Source organism: Cognatundibacterium squillarum (assembly GCF_014652435.1).
GTDB classification, from domain to species: domain Bacteria; phylum Pseudomonadota; class Gammaproteobacteria; order Burkholderiales; family Burkholderiaceae_D; genus Undibacterium; species Undibacterium squillarum.
Window position 1 is genome coordinate 70,902 of sequence record NZ_BMYU01000010.1, and the last position, 14,626, is coordinate 85,527.

Annotated in this window: 13 protein-coding genes; 8 read left to right on the plus strand and 5 right to left on the minus strand. The window is 53.2% G+C overall.

Translation table 11 applies throughout. The features are described from left to right. Positions 1-28 precede the first annotated feature (28 nt). Both aceF and lpdA read left to right on the plus strand, forming a co-directional pair. Positions 29-1,351, plus strand: a complete 1,323-nt coding sequence (aceF, locus tag IE092_RS16560; RefSeq protein WP_189358432.1) for a dihydrolipoyllysine-residue acetyltransferase — start codon at positions 29-31, stop codon at positions 1,349-1,351. 12 nt (positions 1,352-1,363) lie between these two features. Further along, positions 1,364-3,487 (plus strand): dihydrolipoyl dehydrogenase, encoded by a 2,124-nt coding sequence (lpdA, locus tag IE092_RS16565; protein ID WP_189358434.1) that lies wholly within the window; start codon positions 1,364-1,366, stop codon positions 3,485-3,487. A gap of 269 nt (positions 3,488-3,756) precedes the next feature. On the opposite strand, the gene IE092_RS16570 is transcribed toward lpdA, so the two are convergent. Continuing rightward, positions 3,757-4,179 carry a helix-turn-helix domain-containing protein gene (locus IE092_RS16570; RefSeq protein ID WP_189358435.1) on the minus strand — a complete coding sequence of 141 codons (423 nt, stop codon included), beginning with the start codon at positions 4,177-4,179 and terminating at the stop codon, positions 3,757-3,759. A gap of 80 nt (positions 4,180-4,259) precedes the next feature. Between IE092_RS16570 and tmpT the strand changes: the two genes are divergently transcribed. After that, entirely contained in the window at positions 4,260-4,907 is a 648-nt protein-coding gene (gene tmpT / locus IE092_RS16575; protein ID WP_189358437.1) for a thiopurine S-methyltransferase, read from the plus strand. 405 nt (positions 4,908-5,312) lie between these two features. Next, positions 5,313-5,918: a DUF4124 domain-containing protein gene (locus IE092_RS16580; protein WP_189358439.1), complete on the plus strand. Its 606-nt coding sequence runs from the start codon at positions 5,313-5,315 to the stop codon at positions 5,916-5,918. A 9-nt stretch (positions 5,919-5,927) separates the two neighbouring features. On the opposite strand, the gene IE092_RS16585 is transcribed toward IE092_RS16580, so the two are convergent. Next, positions 5,928-6,392 (minus strand): Lrp/AsnC family transcriptional regulator, encoded by a 465-nt coding sequence (locus IE092_RS16585; RefSeq protein ID WP_189358440.1) that lies wholly within the window; start codon positions 6,390-6,392, stop codon positions 5,928-5,930. Between the two features lie 168 nt (positions 6,393-6,560). On the opposite strand from IE092_RS16585, the gene IE092_RS16590 reads away from it, so the two are divergent. Then, positions 6,561-7,787 carry a methionine gamma-lyase gene (locus tag IE092_RS16590; RefSeq protein WP_189358442.1) on the plus strand — a complete coding sequence of 409 codons (1,227 nt, stop codon included), beginning with the start codon at positions 6,561-6,563 and terminating at the stop codon, positions 7,785-7,787. 97 nt (positions 7,788-7,884) lie between these two features. Here the strand turns inward: IE092_RS16590 and IE092_RS16595 are convergent, their stop codons facing one another. Then, positions 7,885-8,256, minus strand: coding sequence for a hypothetical protein (locus IE092_RS16595; protein WP_189358444.1), 372 nt, complete (start codon positions 8,254-8,256; stop codon positions 7,885-7,887). Between the two features lie 174 nt (positions 8,257-8,430). Here IE092_RS16595 and IE092_RS16600 point away from each other — a divergent pair, with 174 nt between their 5' ends. Then, on the plus strand, positions 8,431-9,540 hold the full coding sequence (locus IE092_RS16600; protein WP_189358446.1) for an HD-GYP domain-containing protein: 1,110 nt from the start codon (positions 8,431-8,433) through the stop codon (positions 9,538-9,540). Between the two features lie 86 nt (positions 9,541-9,626). Here IE092_RS16600 and IE092_RS16605 read toward each other — a convergent pair whose 3' ends face one another. Continuing rightward, positions 9,627-11,189: a DUF4139 domain-containing protein gene (locus IE092_RS16605; RefSeq protein ID WP_189358448.1), complete on the minus strand. Its 1,563-nt coding sequence runs from the start codon at positions 11,187-11,189 to the stop codon at positions 9,627-9,629. 248 nt (positions 11,190-11,437) lie between these two features. Between IE092_RS16605 and IE092_RS16610 the strand changes: the two genes are divergently transcribed. Continuing rightward, positions 11,438-12,367: an alpha/beta hydrolase gene (locus tag IE092_RS16610; RefSeq protein WP_189358450.1), complete on the plus strand. Its 930-nt coding sequence runs from the start codon at positions 11,438-11,440 to the stop codon at positions 12,365-12,367. Between the two features lie 178 nt (positions 12,368-12,545). Then, the gene (locus IE092_RS16615) at positions 12,546-13,421 is read left to right on the plus strand and encodes a DUF2189 domain-containing protein (RefSeq protein ID WP_229793225.1); all 876 of its coding nucleotides are present in this window, start codon (positions 12,546-12,548) and stop codon (positions 13,419-13,421) included. Positions 13,422-13,448: 27 nt separating this feature from the next. Here IE092_RS16615 and IE092_RS16620 read toward each other — a convergent pair whose 3' ends face one another. Further along, entirely contained in the window at positions 13,449-14,342 is an 894-nt protein-coding gene (locus IE092_RS16620; protein WP_189358452.1) for a hypothetical protein, read from the minus strand. Between the last annotated feature and the right edge of the window lie 284 nt (positions 14,343-14,626).

A 14,626-nucleotide genomic window follows, 5' to 3' on the forward strand; every position in this document is an offset into this window, starting at 1 on the left:
GAACTCTCAGCACTATGGAGCGAAAAGAATGAGCACAATGGAAGTCAAAGTACCGGATATCGGTGATTTCAAAGAAGTCGAAGTCATTGAAGTCATGGTCAAAGTCGGCGATACCATCAAAGTCGATCAGTCGCTGATCACCGTCGAATCCGACAAAGCCAGTATGGAAATCCCATCCAGCCATGCTGGTGTGGTCAAAGAATTGAAAGTGAAGCTGGGCGATAAAGTGGCTGAAGGCACGGTATTGCTGGTGGTGGAAGCTGCGGAAGGCGCTGCTGTTGCCGCACCGGCAGCTGCACCTGCTGCGGCACCGGTTGCCGCGCCAGCTCCGGTAGTTGCTGCACCGGCACCTGCGCCAGTTGCAGCGCCGGTTGCTGCCGCACCTGCTGTTGCGCCGGTCGCCACTGCACCGGCTGGCAAATCCCACGCTTCTCCATCCGTACGCAAGTTTGCGCGTGAACTGGGTGTGGACCTGACCCGCGTTGCCGGTTCCGGTGCAAAGGGCCGTATCACACAGGAAGACGTACAAAACTTCGTCAAAGGCATTATGGCCGGCAGCACTGCGGTTGCAGCGATTGCACCGGCAGCGCCGGTGAATGGCAGCGGCGCAGGTCTGAACCTGTTGCCTTGGCCATCGCTGGATTTCTCCAAATTCGGCGAAACCACACTGCAGCCTCTGTCCCGTATTAAGAAACTGAGTGGCCCGAATCTGCACCGTAACTGGGTCATGATTCCGCACGTCACGCAGTTTGAAGAAGCTGACATTACCGAGCTGGAAGAATTCCGTAAGTCTTCTAATGAAGCACTGGCGAAATCCGGCGTAAAACTGACAATGCTGGCATTCGTGATCAAAGCCTCCGTTGCAGCGCTGAAAAAATTCCCGGCATTCAATGCATCGCTGGATGCAAACGGTGAAAACCTGATTCTGAAGCAGTTCTATAACATCGGTTTCGCTGCAGATACGCCAAATGGTCTGGTCGTACCGGTTGTTAAAAACGCAGATAAGAAGAGCGTTTCTGAAATCGCGAAAGAAATGGGCGAACTGTCGGCACAGGCACGTGACGGCAAACTGAAACCTGCAGATATGCAGGGCGCAACCTTCACGATTTCTTCGCTCGGTGGTATCGGTGGCACAGCATTCACCCCGATCATCAATGCGCCGGAAGTTGCGATTCTGGGTCTGTCCAAATCGGCGATCAAACCGGTCTGGGATGGCAAACAATTCCAGCCACGTCTGATGCTGCCGCTGTCGCTGTCTTATGATCACCGCGTGATCGACGGTGCGATGGCTGCCAAATTTGCTGCTTATCTGGCCGATATTCTGGCCGATATGCGTAAGACTTTGCTCTGATAGGAGAGACGCATGAGCCTGATCGAAGTAAAAGTACCGGATATCGGTGACTTTAAAGAAGTCGAAATTATCGAAGTACTGGTCAAAGCCGGTGACACGATTAAGAAAGATCAGTCCCTGATCACCGTGGAATCCGACAAAGCCAGTATGGAAATCCCTGCCAGCCATGCTGGCGTGGTGAAAGAAATGAAGGTCAAGCTGGGCGACAAAGTTGCTGAAGGCAGTATCGTGCTGATCGTGGAAGCGGAAGGCGCTGCAAGCACAGCCGCACCTGCTGCAGCTCCTGCACCGGCGGCCGCAGCAGCGCCAGTTTCTGCGCCTGCAGCGGCTCCGGCTTCAACAGTGACTGCGGCGGTCAGCGCCATCGTTGAAGTCAAAGTGCCGGACATCGGCGACTTCAAAGAAGTGGAAGTCATCGAAGTGCTGGTCAAAGCCGGTGACAGCGTCAAGAAAGACCAGTCGCTGATTACGGTTGAGTCTGACAAAGCCAGTATGGAAATTCCTTCCAGCCACAGTGGCGTGGTGAAGGAAATGAAAATCAAGCTGGGCGATAAAGTAGCGGAAGGCAGTATCGTTCTGGTGCTGGAAACCAGCGAAGGCGGCGTCGCGGCTGCTCCGGCTGCTGCAACTGCAGCGCCTGCGCAATCTGCACCTGCGGCACCGGCAGCACCGGCAGCACAGGCACCGGCCGGTTCCAGCTATCAGGGCCCGGTCGATGTGGACTGCGAAATGATGGTACTTGGCGGTGGCCCCGGTGGTTATTCCGCTGCGTTCCGCGCTGCTGATCTGGGCATGCAAACGGTGCTGATCGAAAAATACGCAACGCTGGGCGGGGTTTGCCTGAACGTTGGCTGTATTCCTTCTAAAGCATTGCTGCACGTGGCTGCGGTGATCGATGAAACCTCGCACATGGCCGCGAACGGTGTGACCTTCGCCAAGCCGGAAGTCGATCTGGACAAACTGCGTGCTTACAAAGACGGCGTGATCAAGAAAATGACCGGCGGTCTGGCTGGTATGGCGAAAGCGCGCAAAGTGAATGTGGTGCAGGGTGTCGGCCAGTTCCTCAGCGCAAACCATATCGAAGTAACCGCAGCAGATGGCAGCAAGAAAGTGGTGCAGTTCAAACAAGCCATTATTGCGGCCGGTTCTTCTGTGGTGAAACTGCCTTTCGTACCGGAAGATCCGCGTATCGTGGACAGCACCGGCGCGCTGGAACTGCGTCAGATTCCTAAGCGTATGCTGGTGATCGGCGGCGGCATTATCGGTCTGGAAATGGCAACCGTGTATTCCACACTCGGCGCACGCATCGACGTCGTCGAAATGATGGATGGCCTGATGCAGGGCGCAGACCGCGACATGGTTAAAGTCTGGCAGAAACACAATGAACACCGCTTCGACAACATCATGGTGAAAACCAAAACCGTTGCAGTAGAAGCGCTGCCGGAAGGGATCAAAGTCAGTTTTGCTGCTGCTGTGGAAGGCGAAAAAGCGCCGGAACCGCAACTGTACGATCTGGTACTGGTTGCTGTTGGTCGCAGCCCGAACGGTAAAAAACTGGCAGCAGATAAAGCCGGTGTGATTGTGAATGAGCGCGGCTTTATTCCGGTTGATAAGCAAATGCGTACCAATGTGCCGCATATCTTCGCGATCGGTGATCTGGTTGGTCAGCCTATGCTGGCACACAAAGCAGTGCATGAAGCGCATGTGGCAGCAGAAGCGGCACACGGCGAAAAAGCTTACTTTGATGCACAGGTGATTCCATCCGTTGCTTACACCGATCCTGAAGTGGCATGGGTAGGTGTGACCGAAGATGAAGCCAAAGCCAAAGGCCTGAAAGTCGAAAAAGGTGTGTTCCCGTGGATGGCTTCCGGTCGTGCGGTGGCCAATGGTCGCGATGAAGGTTTCACCAAACTGATTTTTGATGCGGAAAGCAAACGCATCATCGGCGGCGGTATCGTGGGTACCCACGCCGGCGACATGATCGGTGAAGTGGCACTGGCAATCGAAATGGGTGCAGATGCGATCGACATCGGCAAAACCATCCACCCGCATCCAACCCTCGGTGAATCCATCGGTATGGCAGCAGAAGTGTACAAAGGCGTTTGTACCGACATGCCACCGCAGCGTAAGAAGTAATTGCGCTGTGCTGCGGGAGCCATCCTGCAGCAACAAATCCGGTAGTCAGAAGCCCGTGAGCAGCAATGTTCACGGGCTTTTTATTTGCCCGCAGATTTTCTGTTGCCATCAAAACAGAGGATGCATTTGTGCAGAAATCCTCATTCCCCGTTTCTGGAAGCCCGGACTTTCTGCCGACGCCCGCCAGATCGCTGTGCAGAACCCCGCATTTGAGGCTGAAAAGCCCGTGTCAGCCGGTTTTCACAGTTCTTCGCATACACACCACAGACTCAGCGCTGCTCTGCGTTCCTGCCACCCCGTAATTTCCTTTGCTTGCGCTTCTGCGCAATCTGCAACAGTTGCTGAAATTTAGCGCAGTCCAGATGCTGCGGGTGAGGACAGACGGCGGCGTGGGACAGGGCGTCGCGTACCGCTTTCAGCTGGCGGATTTGCTGATCGAGTTCGGCGATTTTTTCATGCAGCGGTGCACGCGCAATCTGCCCGTCGTCGCCCAGCATCGCGGCGATTTCCTGTAGTGAGAATCCGGCTTGCTGGCCGAGGCTGATCAGCGCCAGTCTGGACAGCACGGCCGGCGCGTACTGACGGCGCAAGCCTTTTCTGCCGGCTGACTGTATTAATCCCAGTTCTTCGTAATAGCGCAAGGCGGAGGCGGGTACGCCGCTGGCCTGACTGACTTCGCTGATATCGAGCATATTTTCCCCGCTTGACTTCAAGTTGACTTGAACTGATATTCTAGGCGCAATCAGAATACATTTTGCATAAGGAGTACGGCATGGAAGCAGATTTCTGGCATCAGAAATGGGAGCGCGGCGAATTAGGATTTCATCTGAGTGAAGCCAATCCGCTGCTGGTACAGCATTTCAGCGCTCTGGGTTTGCAGCGCGGGCAAACGGTATTGCTGCCTTTGTGCGGCAAAACCCGCGATATGGTGTGGCTGCTGGAACAGGGATATCAGGTACGCGGTGCGGAACTCAGTCAGCTGGCGGCGGAAGCGTTTTTTGCTGAACTGGGCGTCACGCCGGAAGTGTCGGACTGCGGTGCGCTGACTTGCTATCAGGCGGAAAACATTGTGATTTACTGCGGCGATTTTTTCAGTCTGCAGTCGGAGGTGCTGGGTGCGGTGGATGCAGTGTACGACCGCGCCGCGCTGGTTGCCTTGCCGCCGGACATGCGTTCCGCTTACACACAGCATCTGCGAACATTGTCCGGTGATGCACCGCAATTGCTGATTGCCTACGAATACGATCAACTGGCGGCAGACGGGCCACCGTTTGCGATTTTGCCGGAAGAAGTCGCGCAGCATTACGCCGCCAGCCATCATCTGCAATTGCTGAACAGGGTGCATGTAGAAGGCGGCCTGAAGGGCAAGGTGGCGGCAACGGAAGCGGTATGGCATCTAACACCACTGCAGTCTAGATAACGGCTGCTGTGGGCTGAGTTTGTCCGTACGCCTGAGGATAATCTTCAGTTGTGTCAGTAAGTGTTCTGAACCGCCTGAAAGTGCAGGAAAGTGCCGGAAATTGCCTCAAATGCGGATTCTGGCATAGCGATCCGGCGGTCGTCGGCAGAAAGTCCGGGCCTCCGGAAATGCGTGATGACGATCCTTGCATAGTACGGGCGTCGTTCAGCCTTGGGATTGCCAACGAGCAAACAAAGTTCGTCCGGCAAATAGCCGCTTTTTCGGCGGCGGGTTGGTGGAGGAATAAGACCCTGTGCGTAAATTGCCGCAATCCGCAAAAAATGCTTCGCGGCGATGCGTTTTTACATGTCACTTGTTTCCTCGGCAGGTAGAATCATGCATTCCGTATAATTTTGTTGATCCGGTATGTCGACTTCTCCTTCTCTTCGTTTGATCGTGTGCGCTGTTGGTTTGCTGTGCTGTACTGCAGCCAGCGCACAGATTCGTAAATGCGTGACGGCTTCCGGTCAGTCCATCTATACCGACAAACCCTGCGAAGCGGCAACGCCGGAAAAAAGCAAGGAAGTGGCCGATCCCGGCGTTGCCAAGCGTTTGTCGGAAATGAATGGTCAGAATGATCTGGACAAAGCCTGCTGGACTATCAATTACCGCATGGGGCAGTGCTATGCGCGGATACAGGAAGATATCCGCATGATTTTCCGTGATCAGTGTGAAATCCCGCAGCGTCGCTTCGTCAAAAATCAGGAAGCAGCGTTGTACAGTAATCGTCGTCAGGCACAGTACGTCGCAAAACAGCGCGAAGAAGAGCTGGACACGATTGAATACCATCAGCGCCACGCACCGAAGAGCCGTGCGGTGCTGCGTTGTGAAGAGCTGGAAAGCGATACCTGGAAATTTCTGAATCAGAATTTCGCATCCAAAATCCAGCCGGACGAGCGTCAGCGTATCGAATACAAACTGAAATACCAGCCGGAAAAAACGACGGAAACCCGGAGCAGTTCCCGTCGCTGATTGTTTGTTTTACAGCACCGGCACCACGTCGGTGCGCTTCACTTCTTTCAGCGAAAAGCTGGTGGAAATTTCTTTCACGCCCGGAATGCTGCGTATCTGATTGCGCAGCAAATTCGAAAACTCTTCCAAATCTGCTGCAATCACTTCCAGCATGTAATCGTATTTACCGGATAAATTGTGGCAGGCCACCACTTGCTGCAGCGCCACCACTTCGCGTTCAAACGCATTGGTAATTTCCGGTGAATGCCCTTCCAGCTGCAAATGCACAAAGCCGGTCACACCAAAGCCCATGCGGTTGCGGTCCAGCCTTGCGCCATAGCTTTGCACCACGCCTTGCTGTTCCAGCTGACGCACCCGTCGCCAGCATGGCGATTGCGATAAATTCACCTTGTCTGCCAGCTCGGCAATACTCTGGCGGCCATCACGCTGTAATTCTGTAAGAATTTTTTTATCCGTTGTGTCTATCGTTTTCATGGCAAGAATCTTGTTTCATTGGCTGGTTTAGGGGATGAATCTTCTGCGATGCTAAAACATACGCGCAGGATTTGCCAGAACTTTGTTTCGTTACAAGCGCAGAATAGGCAGGTAGGGATTACCCCGCACATCATTGCCGGAACAGGCAAACACCATAACGGAGACAATATGCAAAACGAATCTCAGGCTGCACACAGCCACGAAACCGAAGCCGGTTTTGATACCCGCGCCATTCACTTTGGTTACGACGCACAGGCGCATCAGGGCGCACTGGTGCCGCCACTGTTTCAGACATCTACGTTTTCTTTTCCGAATATCGAATACGGCGCGAAGTGTTTCGCCGGCGAAGAAAAAGGCCATTTCTACACCCGTATTTCCAATCCGACGCTGGCATTGTTTGAAGGCCGTATGGCCAGTCTGGAGCAGGGCGGCGGTGCAGTTGCTTTTGGTTCCGGTATGGGCGCAGTGACAGCAACTTTGTGGACCATGCTGGAACCGGGCGATGATCTGATCGCCGATATCACGCTGTATGGCTGCACCTTTGCTTTCTTCAACGCCGGTCTGGCGAAATTCGGTATCAACCTGACCTATGTCGATATGAACGATCACGCCGCGCTGCAAAAAGCGCTGGCGGCCAGCAAGGCAGCGCGTAAGGTCGTGTATTTTGAAACACCGGCCAATCCGAATATGCGTATGGTGGATATTCCTGCGGTCTGCGCGCTGGCAACGCAGTACGGTGCAAAAACCGTGGTCGATAACACTTACTGCACACCGTATCTGCAGCGTCCGCTGACTATGGGCGCGGATGTGGTGCTGCACTCTGCCACCAAGTATCTGGGCGGCCACGGTGATCTGATTGCCGGTGTTGCGGTATTCAAAGATCCCGAACTGGCGCTGAATGTGCGCGTCTACGGCTTAAAAGATATGACCGGCGCAGCCTTGTCACCGCACGATGCGCAGCTGATTATGCGCGGCATGAAAACCCTGTCGCTGCGTCTGGAACGCCATTGCGACAGCGCAGAAATCATCGCTGAAAAACTGCAGAAACACACGCTGACAGAAGTTGTGTATTACCCGGGTCTGAAGAGCTTCCCGCAGCATGAACTGGCAAAACGTCAGATGAAGCGTTTCGGCGGCATGATCGCATTTGAACTGAAAGGCGGGCTGGAAGCCGGTATCCGCTTTATGAATGCGCTGAAACTGATCAGCCGCGCGGTCAGTCTTGGCGATGCAGAATCGCTGGCACAACATCCGGCCAGTATGACGCACGCCACTTACACACCTGAACAACGGGCAGCCCATGGCATCAGCGACGGTCTGGTGCGCTTGTCTGTGGGTCTGGAAGATGTGGCCGATATCTGGGCTGACATTGAACAGGCTTTGCGCGCAGTCTGAACATCCTCAGACTGACACGGGCAACCGGTTACCACCGGTTAACGAAAAATCCCCTGCACAACAGGGGATTTTTTATTAGGGCTTCGCAGCGCTTTGCTCAGCCTTTTTCCAGCACGATATCCGCGACAGTTTGTTCACCGTTTAACAGCCGCAAATGGCGGAATTTACGCGGCACCAGCAGGTAGTCACCGTGACGCTCACCGGTGAAGGTAGCCTGCCTGCCATCTTCCTCAATCACCACCATGTCCGGCGTTGCTGCGCCATGATTCAGCGTAATACGGACTTCCTCGCTGATGTCTTCCACGGCCTGCGGCCATAATGGGCTGTTCTGATTGCCGGTAATCTCATAATGGTGTTTTTCAGGCGGAGTAACGGCTTTCTGACAGGCACTCAACGAACTGAGTGAAAACAGCAGGCCGAGTGCCAGCTTGCAGACAAGTGTATTGCGGGAAAATGGGTTTTGCGCCATAGCAAGTAAAAACTGAGGAAAAGTGGGATTTATGCACTATATTAATCCTAATAAGCTGTATCCTGCATCAATAGCGTCAATCAGAAAGCAGATTAGCGAACGCCCTTTGATGCCCTGATCTTATCCGGCTGGCCTGCCTGTATTCGTCATTGTATGACTATGAAAGCGGAACCGATGCAAACTCCAGACTCCCATCCCAGCTTTACCTGCCCGGAATTTCTGAATATGGAAAGGGCAATCATCGATGAATTCCTGGATTGCACCACGGAATGTCATACCGAAGTGGAAGCCTGCGTCAGAGCGCTGAATCAGCACGGCGGTCCCGAATACATCCATCGTATGTTCCGCTCCATGCACTCGCTGAAAGGCAATTGCCAGATGGTGGGGCTGACGCCTTTCAAAGATCTGATGCACAGAGTGGAAGAAATTTTTGCGCATTTACGTGCGCATCCGGAGCAGTATTTTCCGGAGCTGGGTGAGTTTCTGCTGATGGCCACGGATCAGATTGTGGATTTGCTGTATGAATTATTAAAGCAGGGCCATGCAGATGAAAACCGGCGCGCTTTACTGGCCACTGTATGCGATAACCTCAGACAGCAAAATCAGGGAGCTTTGCAAGCTGCCAGCTTTCGCGATGCAATTGCGATGCTGGGGGGCAAAACGAAAGAAAAAAGTCCCGGAGGACGTGGCAACCGCGTCAATCTGCAGTTGCAGGATGACATCAGTCTGATGCGTTACTGGGCGGATAAAATTGATGCGCTGACGGTATTTCGTAAAAACCGCAATACCACCAGCGTGGAACTTGCGCTGGAACTGAATACGGCGCTGGGTAAACCGGTTGATGCGCAACAGCTGGAAGTGGCAGTGCTGATGCATGATGTCGGCATGGCGTTTGTGCCACATGCGATATTCAATAAAGAAACGAATTTGTCGCGTGAAGAATTACGTATTTTGCAGGAGCATGTGCAAATCGGAAGCCAGATGCTCCTGCGTTTTGGTGGCTGGGACGACGCTGCGGCGATGGTGCTGGATCATCATGAATATTATGACGGATCAGGGTATCCGAACAGGAAAAAAGGCGAGCAAATTCATGCCGGGGCCAGAATGCTGGCAGTCATCGATGCATTTTGTTCAGTGACGACGGAACGCTCCGATCGCAGCTATAAGAAGAGTCTGCTCAGCGCAATTTCAGAAATTAATGCGAATATTCATACGCAGTTTGATCCGCATATTGTCGGGGCATTTAATGAAGTTGTACGGAATATGGTGTTGCGCTCGGCCTGAATTTTTTGTCCGTACAACACATGCGGCAGTCTTTGAAACAATAAAAAACGGGGCCGCAACAAGCCCCGTTTTTATCAATACCGGGTTCAGCGCAGTCCGCTAATGCCCGGTTCTTTCGGAAAGCTGATTTGATACGTTGCTGACAAATCGCTGCTTTGCCCCGGTGCCAGCGTGAATTTCCAGACGCTGACACCCGCCTGCTTATTCCAGTCAGTTTCCGTGAATGCCGGCGTAATTTGCTTCTCGACTTTAATTTCCTGATGCAATGCCACCGGCGTTGCTTCCAGCACCTGAATCACGCGGGGCTGCTGATGCTGATTCGTGATGCGGTAAGCATGCTTCAGCGTTTGCTGCTGGCGGCTGCCGGTGAAGCCTTTGTCTTCCGCATCTTTACGTGTCGGCGTCACGCTGACCAGAATTTTTTCATCTTTACCGAACGGCAGTTCGACTTTCTCTTCCGTGCCAAAATTCAGCGGCATTTGCGAAATGTATTCCTGATCGCGGTACAGTTGTAACTGTCCTTGCGGCCAGCTGCCGGCAGGGCGGTCGAATCGTGCCAGTAACCATGCACTGTTATTTTGCGCAGGCAGGATGCGTGTCAGCACTTCTGCTGTTTGCTGTACCTGTTCCAGCGCATAACTGAGTTTGCGGCCATCGGAAGGCAGGCTGACTTTACCCGGTATTTTGTATTCAGCGCTGAATGCTCCCTGAAATACGCTGATATCAAAATCGGCTTCCGCAGTACGACGTGAGCCTGTGACAGAAACAGCCTTCGCTGCCATCGCGGGCGAGGGGACAGGGGCAAGCTTGGGCATGGCATACACCGGTTCCGGCTGGCGTAAATCCAGTTGCCACGCGCTGGCAAACGGCAGACGGTTGAACTGGTTTGGCTGTGTGGTCGATAACACCAGACTCACTTGCTGCCATTCTTCACCGCTGCGCTGGCTGACCTGCGCATGTTTGTCAATGCGCAGATTGCCGCTGCGGGTATCCAGGGTGGCACGATACACCGGCGCCCAGCCAGCACCCGGCACCATGTACTGTAATTGCAGATTACCTTCCTGTGCTGCGGCAACGCGGATGCTGACGCTGCGTACTTCCCGCACATTGCCGGATTGCTCGTCGCGCTCAGCCGTCAGATTCGCCAGTTCTTTATTCAGTAAACCCATGCGGCGCTCGGTTTGCGCCTGCTTGTTCAGCAAGTCCTGACTCTGGCGGCGTAAAGGCTCAACTGCCGTCAGTGGAGCTGCGGCATTTTTATCGCCGGGAAAACGCCTTAAGTAATCGAGCGCAATATTGCCCGCCTGTATTTCCGCATTGGCGGCCGCAATTTGCTCTTCCAGTTCACGGATACGCTTATTTTGCGGAGAGTCAGCGCATTCCGGTGCGCGTTCCACTGGCACATTCTGAATCCGGATATCGCCGAAGCGGATACCGTTATCTGTTTGTATCCGCAGGCTGTCAGCATCAAACAAGGCACTCAGGCAGGGAATGATGAGTTCCTTTTCACCTGCACCCACATGTAACTGCCGTTCTACTTTCGCCATGCCCGGATATACCGTCACCTGCGTGATTTTGGCAGGCGTTGTTTGTGCCTGTACCAGCAGCGGCAAGATGCCGGCGACCAGTAAGCCGAAATGTTTGCGCATACAGATTCCCTTTCAGTGATGAACCTTCATAACGTGATCCCGCCATTGTAGTTGACAAAGGCTACATAAAAATACCGTCGCAGCGGGCCCCTGATGCACGGTGATGATTTTGTTTCTTGGTAATGCTATGAGAAAAAAGCAACAAAGAGGTATTGTGTACCGGCTGTGCTTGATGCAGTGCGCAAACCGGCGTAAGGTGCGTAACACACAGTAAGCGGAGGCAAAAGATGCGGACGAACAGGCTGATCATGTTGTTGGTATGTTGCTTTGCGTGGCTGCAGGCAGTACAGGCGAGTGAAACCGGTGCCAGCGTTCAGTCCGGTCAGATGACGCTGATGGGCTCACTGGAAACGCCGGAAGGGGTGGAGAAACCACCGGTGGTACTGATCATTGCAGGCTCCGGCCCCACCGACCGGGATGGCAATTCGCGCATGATTCCGGGCAAAAATAACAGCCTGCGTATGGTGGCAGAGGCCTTATCCGCAGCGGGTATTGCATCACTGCGCTACGATAAACGCGGTGTCGGTGCGAGCCTGCAATTGCAGGCAGGCCGGGATCTGCAGTTTGATGATTATGTCGGTGATGCAGCGGCCTGGATCGACTGGCTGCAACAAAGCGGAAAGTTCTCGCGCATCATTGTGCTCGGTCATAGCGAAGGCTCACTGATTGCAATGCTGGCAGCACAGCGAACAAAGGCGAATGCTGTGATTTCATTATGCGGCCCGGCCGATAATATCGCAGATATTCTGCAGTGGCAGGTTTCCCGCGCACTGGACCGCGAAGGCAGCGCAGCGCATCAGCGCTTTCTTGAAGATTTAAAAAACGGCAAAGCCGGTGCTGAACCTCCTGCGACTGTCGCACGGATTTATCCTCCATCCGTGCGGGGCTTTTTACGTTCTGCAATGGCTTACACACCGTCTGACGAAATCCGGAAACTGCGTGTTCCGGTGCTGACCGTTGGTGGCACGCATGATATTCAGGTCACGGATGAACAGGTCAGAAAACTCGCGGCTTCGCATGATGGTGTCAGACTGGTCGTGATTGACGGCATGAATCATGTACTCAAAACCACCGCTGCAGCACCGGCAGTACAAATCAGCAGTTACGGTGATCCGTCCCTGCCGCTGGCATCTGCTTTAATGCCGCAGGTGCTGGACTTTATCCGCCTGCTCCCCTGAGCCGAATGTATTTCTCTCGTCGTACAGCTTAAATCCCGGTCACTTGTATTGCAGTGCAGCGTTTGCTGCGCATTGTCCTGCTACCTTTTTCTGCACTAGACTGAACGCATCGCACCGATAACAGAGAAGCCCGGTGCAAGGTCACAGCTTTCAGCAGTTCTTTCTGGCAGGAGAGGATATGACGCATGACGCACAGGGTGACAGCGCTCATCCCGATATCACCACAATGATCGATAAAAACACCGCATTTCCGCCGATCCGGCGGGTGACGGTGGCAGCGCCTTTCCGCTGGCTGGCAGCCGGCTGGCGTGACTTGCGTGAATCCGGCGGCAGCAGTTTGTTTTACGGTGTCTGTTTTGCGCTGATGGCAACGCTGATACGTATCGTGCTCAGTAACGCACCACAGTTTTTATCGGCACTGACCTGCGGTTTTTTACTGCTGGGGCCATTGCTGGCACTGGGTGTGTATGACATCAGCCGCCGTCTTGAAAATGCACGCTCCGGTTTGCTGGGCAGTGTGTTTTCTATGCGCGGACGTTGGGGCAACATCGGTGTGCTGGCGCTGGTACTTGCCGTGATTATGATGGTGTGGGCGCGCGCATCGCTGGTGATCTTTGCACTGTTTTATAACAAGGGTATGCCGACGATGGAGCGCTTTCTGGCGCAATTGTTTTCTGTCGATAATCTGGAATTCGTATTTGTGTATATGTGCGTCGGTCTGGTCTTCGCCAGCATTGTCTTTGCGATCAGCTGGGTATCGATTGCCCTGATGCTGGACCGTGATACAGATGCCATCACATCTATGATCATCAGTTGCGTCTCATTATTTATTAACTTTCCTGCAGCGATGTTGTGGGCGGGTATTGTCGTGCTGTTTGTGATTGCCGGATTCATGACATGGAATGTCGGCATGATAGTCCTGATGCCGTGGATAGGCCATGCGACCTGGCATGCCTATAAAAACGTGGTGGGAACAGAGGAAGACAGGGCGCAGATGCCGCGTTATCAGTCTGCCTCCACAGAGCAAGCGATTGAACAGAGTCATGCAGGCTGATCATCAGCCTGCATCGAAATTCGGCGCTTAATATTCTGACGACGCAGGGCATTTCACCTTGCTGACGGGTTTAATTTCCTGCAATTGTAATTTGCTGTCGATCATCCAGGCGCTGACGGGTTTGGATTTGCTGCCTTTTGTTTTGTGATAACTGTCCAGAAATATCACCAGTGTTTTGTCGTATTTACCATAGATACAGTCACCCCTGAAGGAAATACCTTCATCTTTGGCCATTGGCGGTAAAGGCAAAGGAAACATTTGCAATGGCGTTTTTGCTTGCTGTGCAGGCGGCAGTTCGCGTGCGATTTCAACACTGTCAATAAAAAATGCAGCCTGCGTAAAACGTTCCAGCGGGATATCGGGTGATACTGAACCACCGGATTTTGCAAACACTGCGATATGTTTTCCTGCAATGCCATCGATCATAATGTTTGACCATGATAACAGCAGCTCTTTCCGGCTGGGCAGAGAGGGAGTCGCAGTGGTAGCCGTACTGGCAGCCGTCACTGCAGGTGCTGGTGTGGCAGGAGTCGAAACAGTACTTGCCGGCTTTGCTGTCGCAACGTTGCTGTTTGTGTTGGCAGGCTTGGAAGTAATGTCACCTGCCAGTTTGTATTTCCCGTCAAAGCTGACATCTCCCCAATTGCTGCTGCACCCTTCTACGCGCATTTGCATGCCGCCCATTGCGCGTTTCAGCGTCATTGAGCAGCGCCCCTGACTGAAATCCCAGCCACCCGGTGCGTCGCTGAGCTTTCCACTGCCACTCCCGCTGCGTGCTGAGCCATTTTTGCTTTTCTCAGTGACTTCCAGCGTGAATTTACCATCCGCAGTGATGATTAACTCCCGGTCGAAGTGTGCATCGCTGCCGTCATACACACCCGGTTTTGGGTAAAGGCTGTATTCGGCCGAAAAAGCGTTCATGGAGATCCCTGCGCAGGTGAGTACAATCGCGAATTGCAGCGGAGTTTTAAGCAGAAAAGATTTCATTGGTAAGCATTCGGAAAAAAATATAGGAAAAACCGCAATGTATGCATCACCAGTTATGCGGCATGAATAATGCATTGCCATTATGGAAATTCTCGAATTGAATGCGAACACTGTTTACTTATGTAACCGTTGTTTCAAATGCAAAACAAAAATTTGCTTAGCGATAAATATTTCCGCGTGCTAGCTAAAAAAGCACGAAGCTTATTAGCAAATGATGC

Excerpts from the sequence above, each read along its gene's own strand:
- aceF (WP_189358432.1), top strand. The coding sequence starts at position 29 with ATGAGCACAATGGAAGTCAAAGTACCGGATATCGGTGATTTCAAAGAA.
- lpdA (WP_189358434.1), top strand. The coding sequence starts at position 1,364 with ATGAGCCTGATCGAAGTAAAAGTACCGGATATCGGTGACTTTAAAGAA.
- IE092_RS16570 (WP_189358435.1), bottom strand. The coding sequence starts at position 4,179 with ATGCTCGATATCAGCGAAGTCAGTCAGGCCAGCGGCGTACCCGCCTCC.
- tmpT (WP_189358437.1), top strand. The coding sequence starts at position 4,260 with ATGGAAGCAGATTTCTGGCATCAGAAATGGGAGCGCGGCGAATTAGGA.
- IE092_RS16580 (WP_189358439.1), top strand. The coding sequence starts at position 5,313 with ATGTCGACTTCTCCTTCTCTTCGTTTGATCGTGTGCGCTGTTGGTTTG.
- IE092_RS16585 (WP_189358440.1), bottom strand. The coding sequence starts at position 6,392 with ATGAAAACGATAGACACAACGGATAAAAAAATTCTTACAGAATTACAG.
- IE092_RS16590 (WP_189358442.1), top strand. The coding sequence starts at position 6,561 with ATGCAAAACGAATCTCAGGCTGCACACAGCCACGAAACCGAAGCCGGT.
- IE092_RS16595 (WP_189358444.1), bottom strand. The coding sequence starts at position 8,256 with ATGGCGCAAAACCCATTTTCCCGCAATACACTTGTCTGCAAGCTGGCA.
- IE092_RS16600 (WP_189358446.1), top strand. The coding sequence starts at position 8,431 with ATGCAAACTCCAGACTCCCATCCCAGCTTTACCTGCCCGGAATTTCTG.
- IE092_RS16605 (WP_189358448.1), bottom strand. The coding sequence starts at position 11,189 with ATGCGCAAACATTTCGGCTTACTGGTCGCCGGCATCTTGCCGCTGCTG.
- IE092_RS16610 (WP_189358450.1), top strand. The coding sequence starts at position 11,438 with ATGTTGTTGGTATGTTGCTTTGCGTGGCTGCAGGCAGTACAGGCGAGT.
- IE092_RS16615 (WP_229793225.1), top strand. The coding sequence starts at position 12,546 with ATGACGCATGACGCACAGGGTGACAGCGCTCATCCCGATATCACCACA.
- IE092_RS16620 (WP_189358452.1), bottom strand. The coding sequence starts at position 14,342 with ATGAACGCTTTTTCGGCCGAATACAGCCTTTACCCAAAACCGGGTGTG.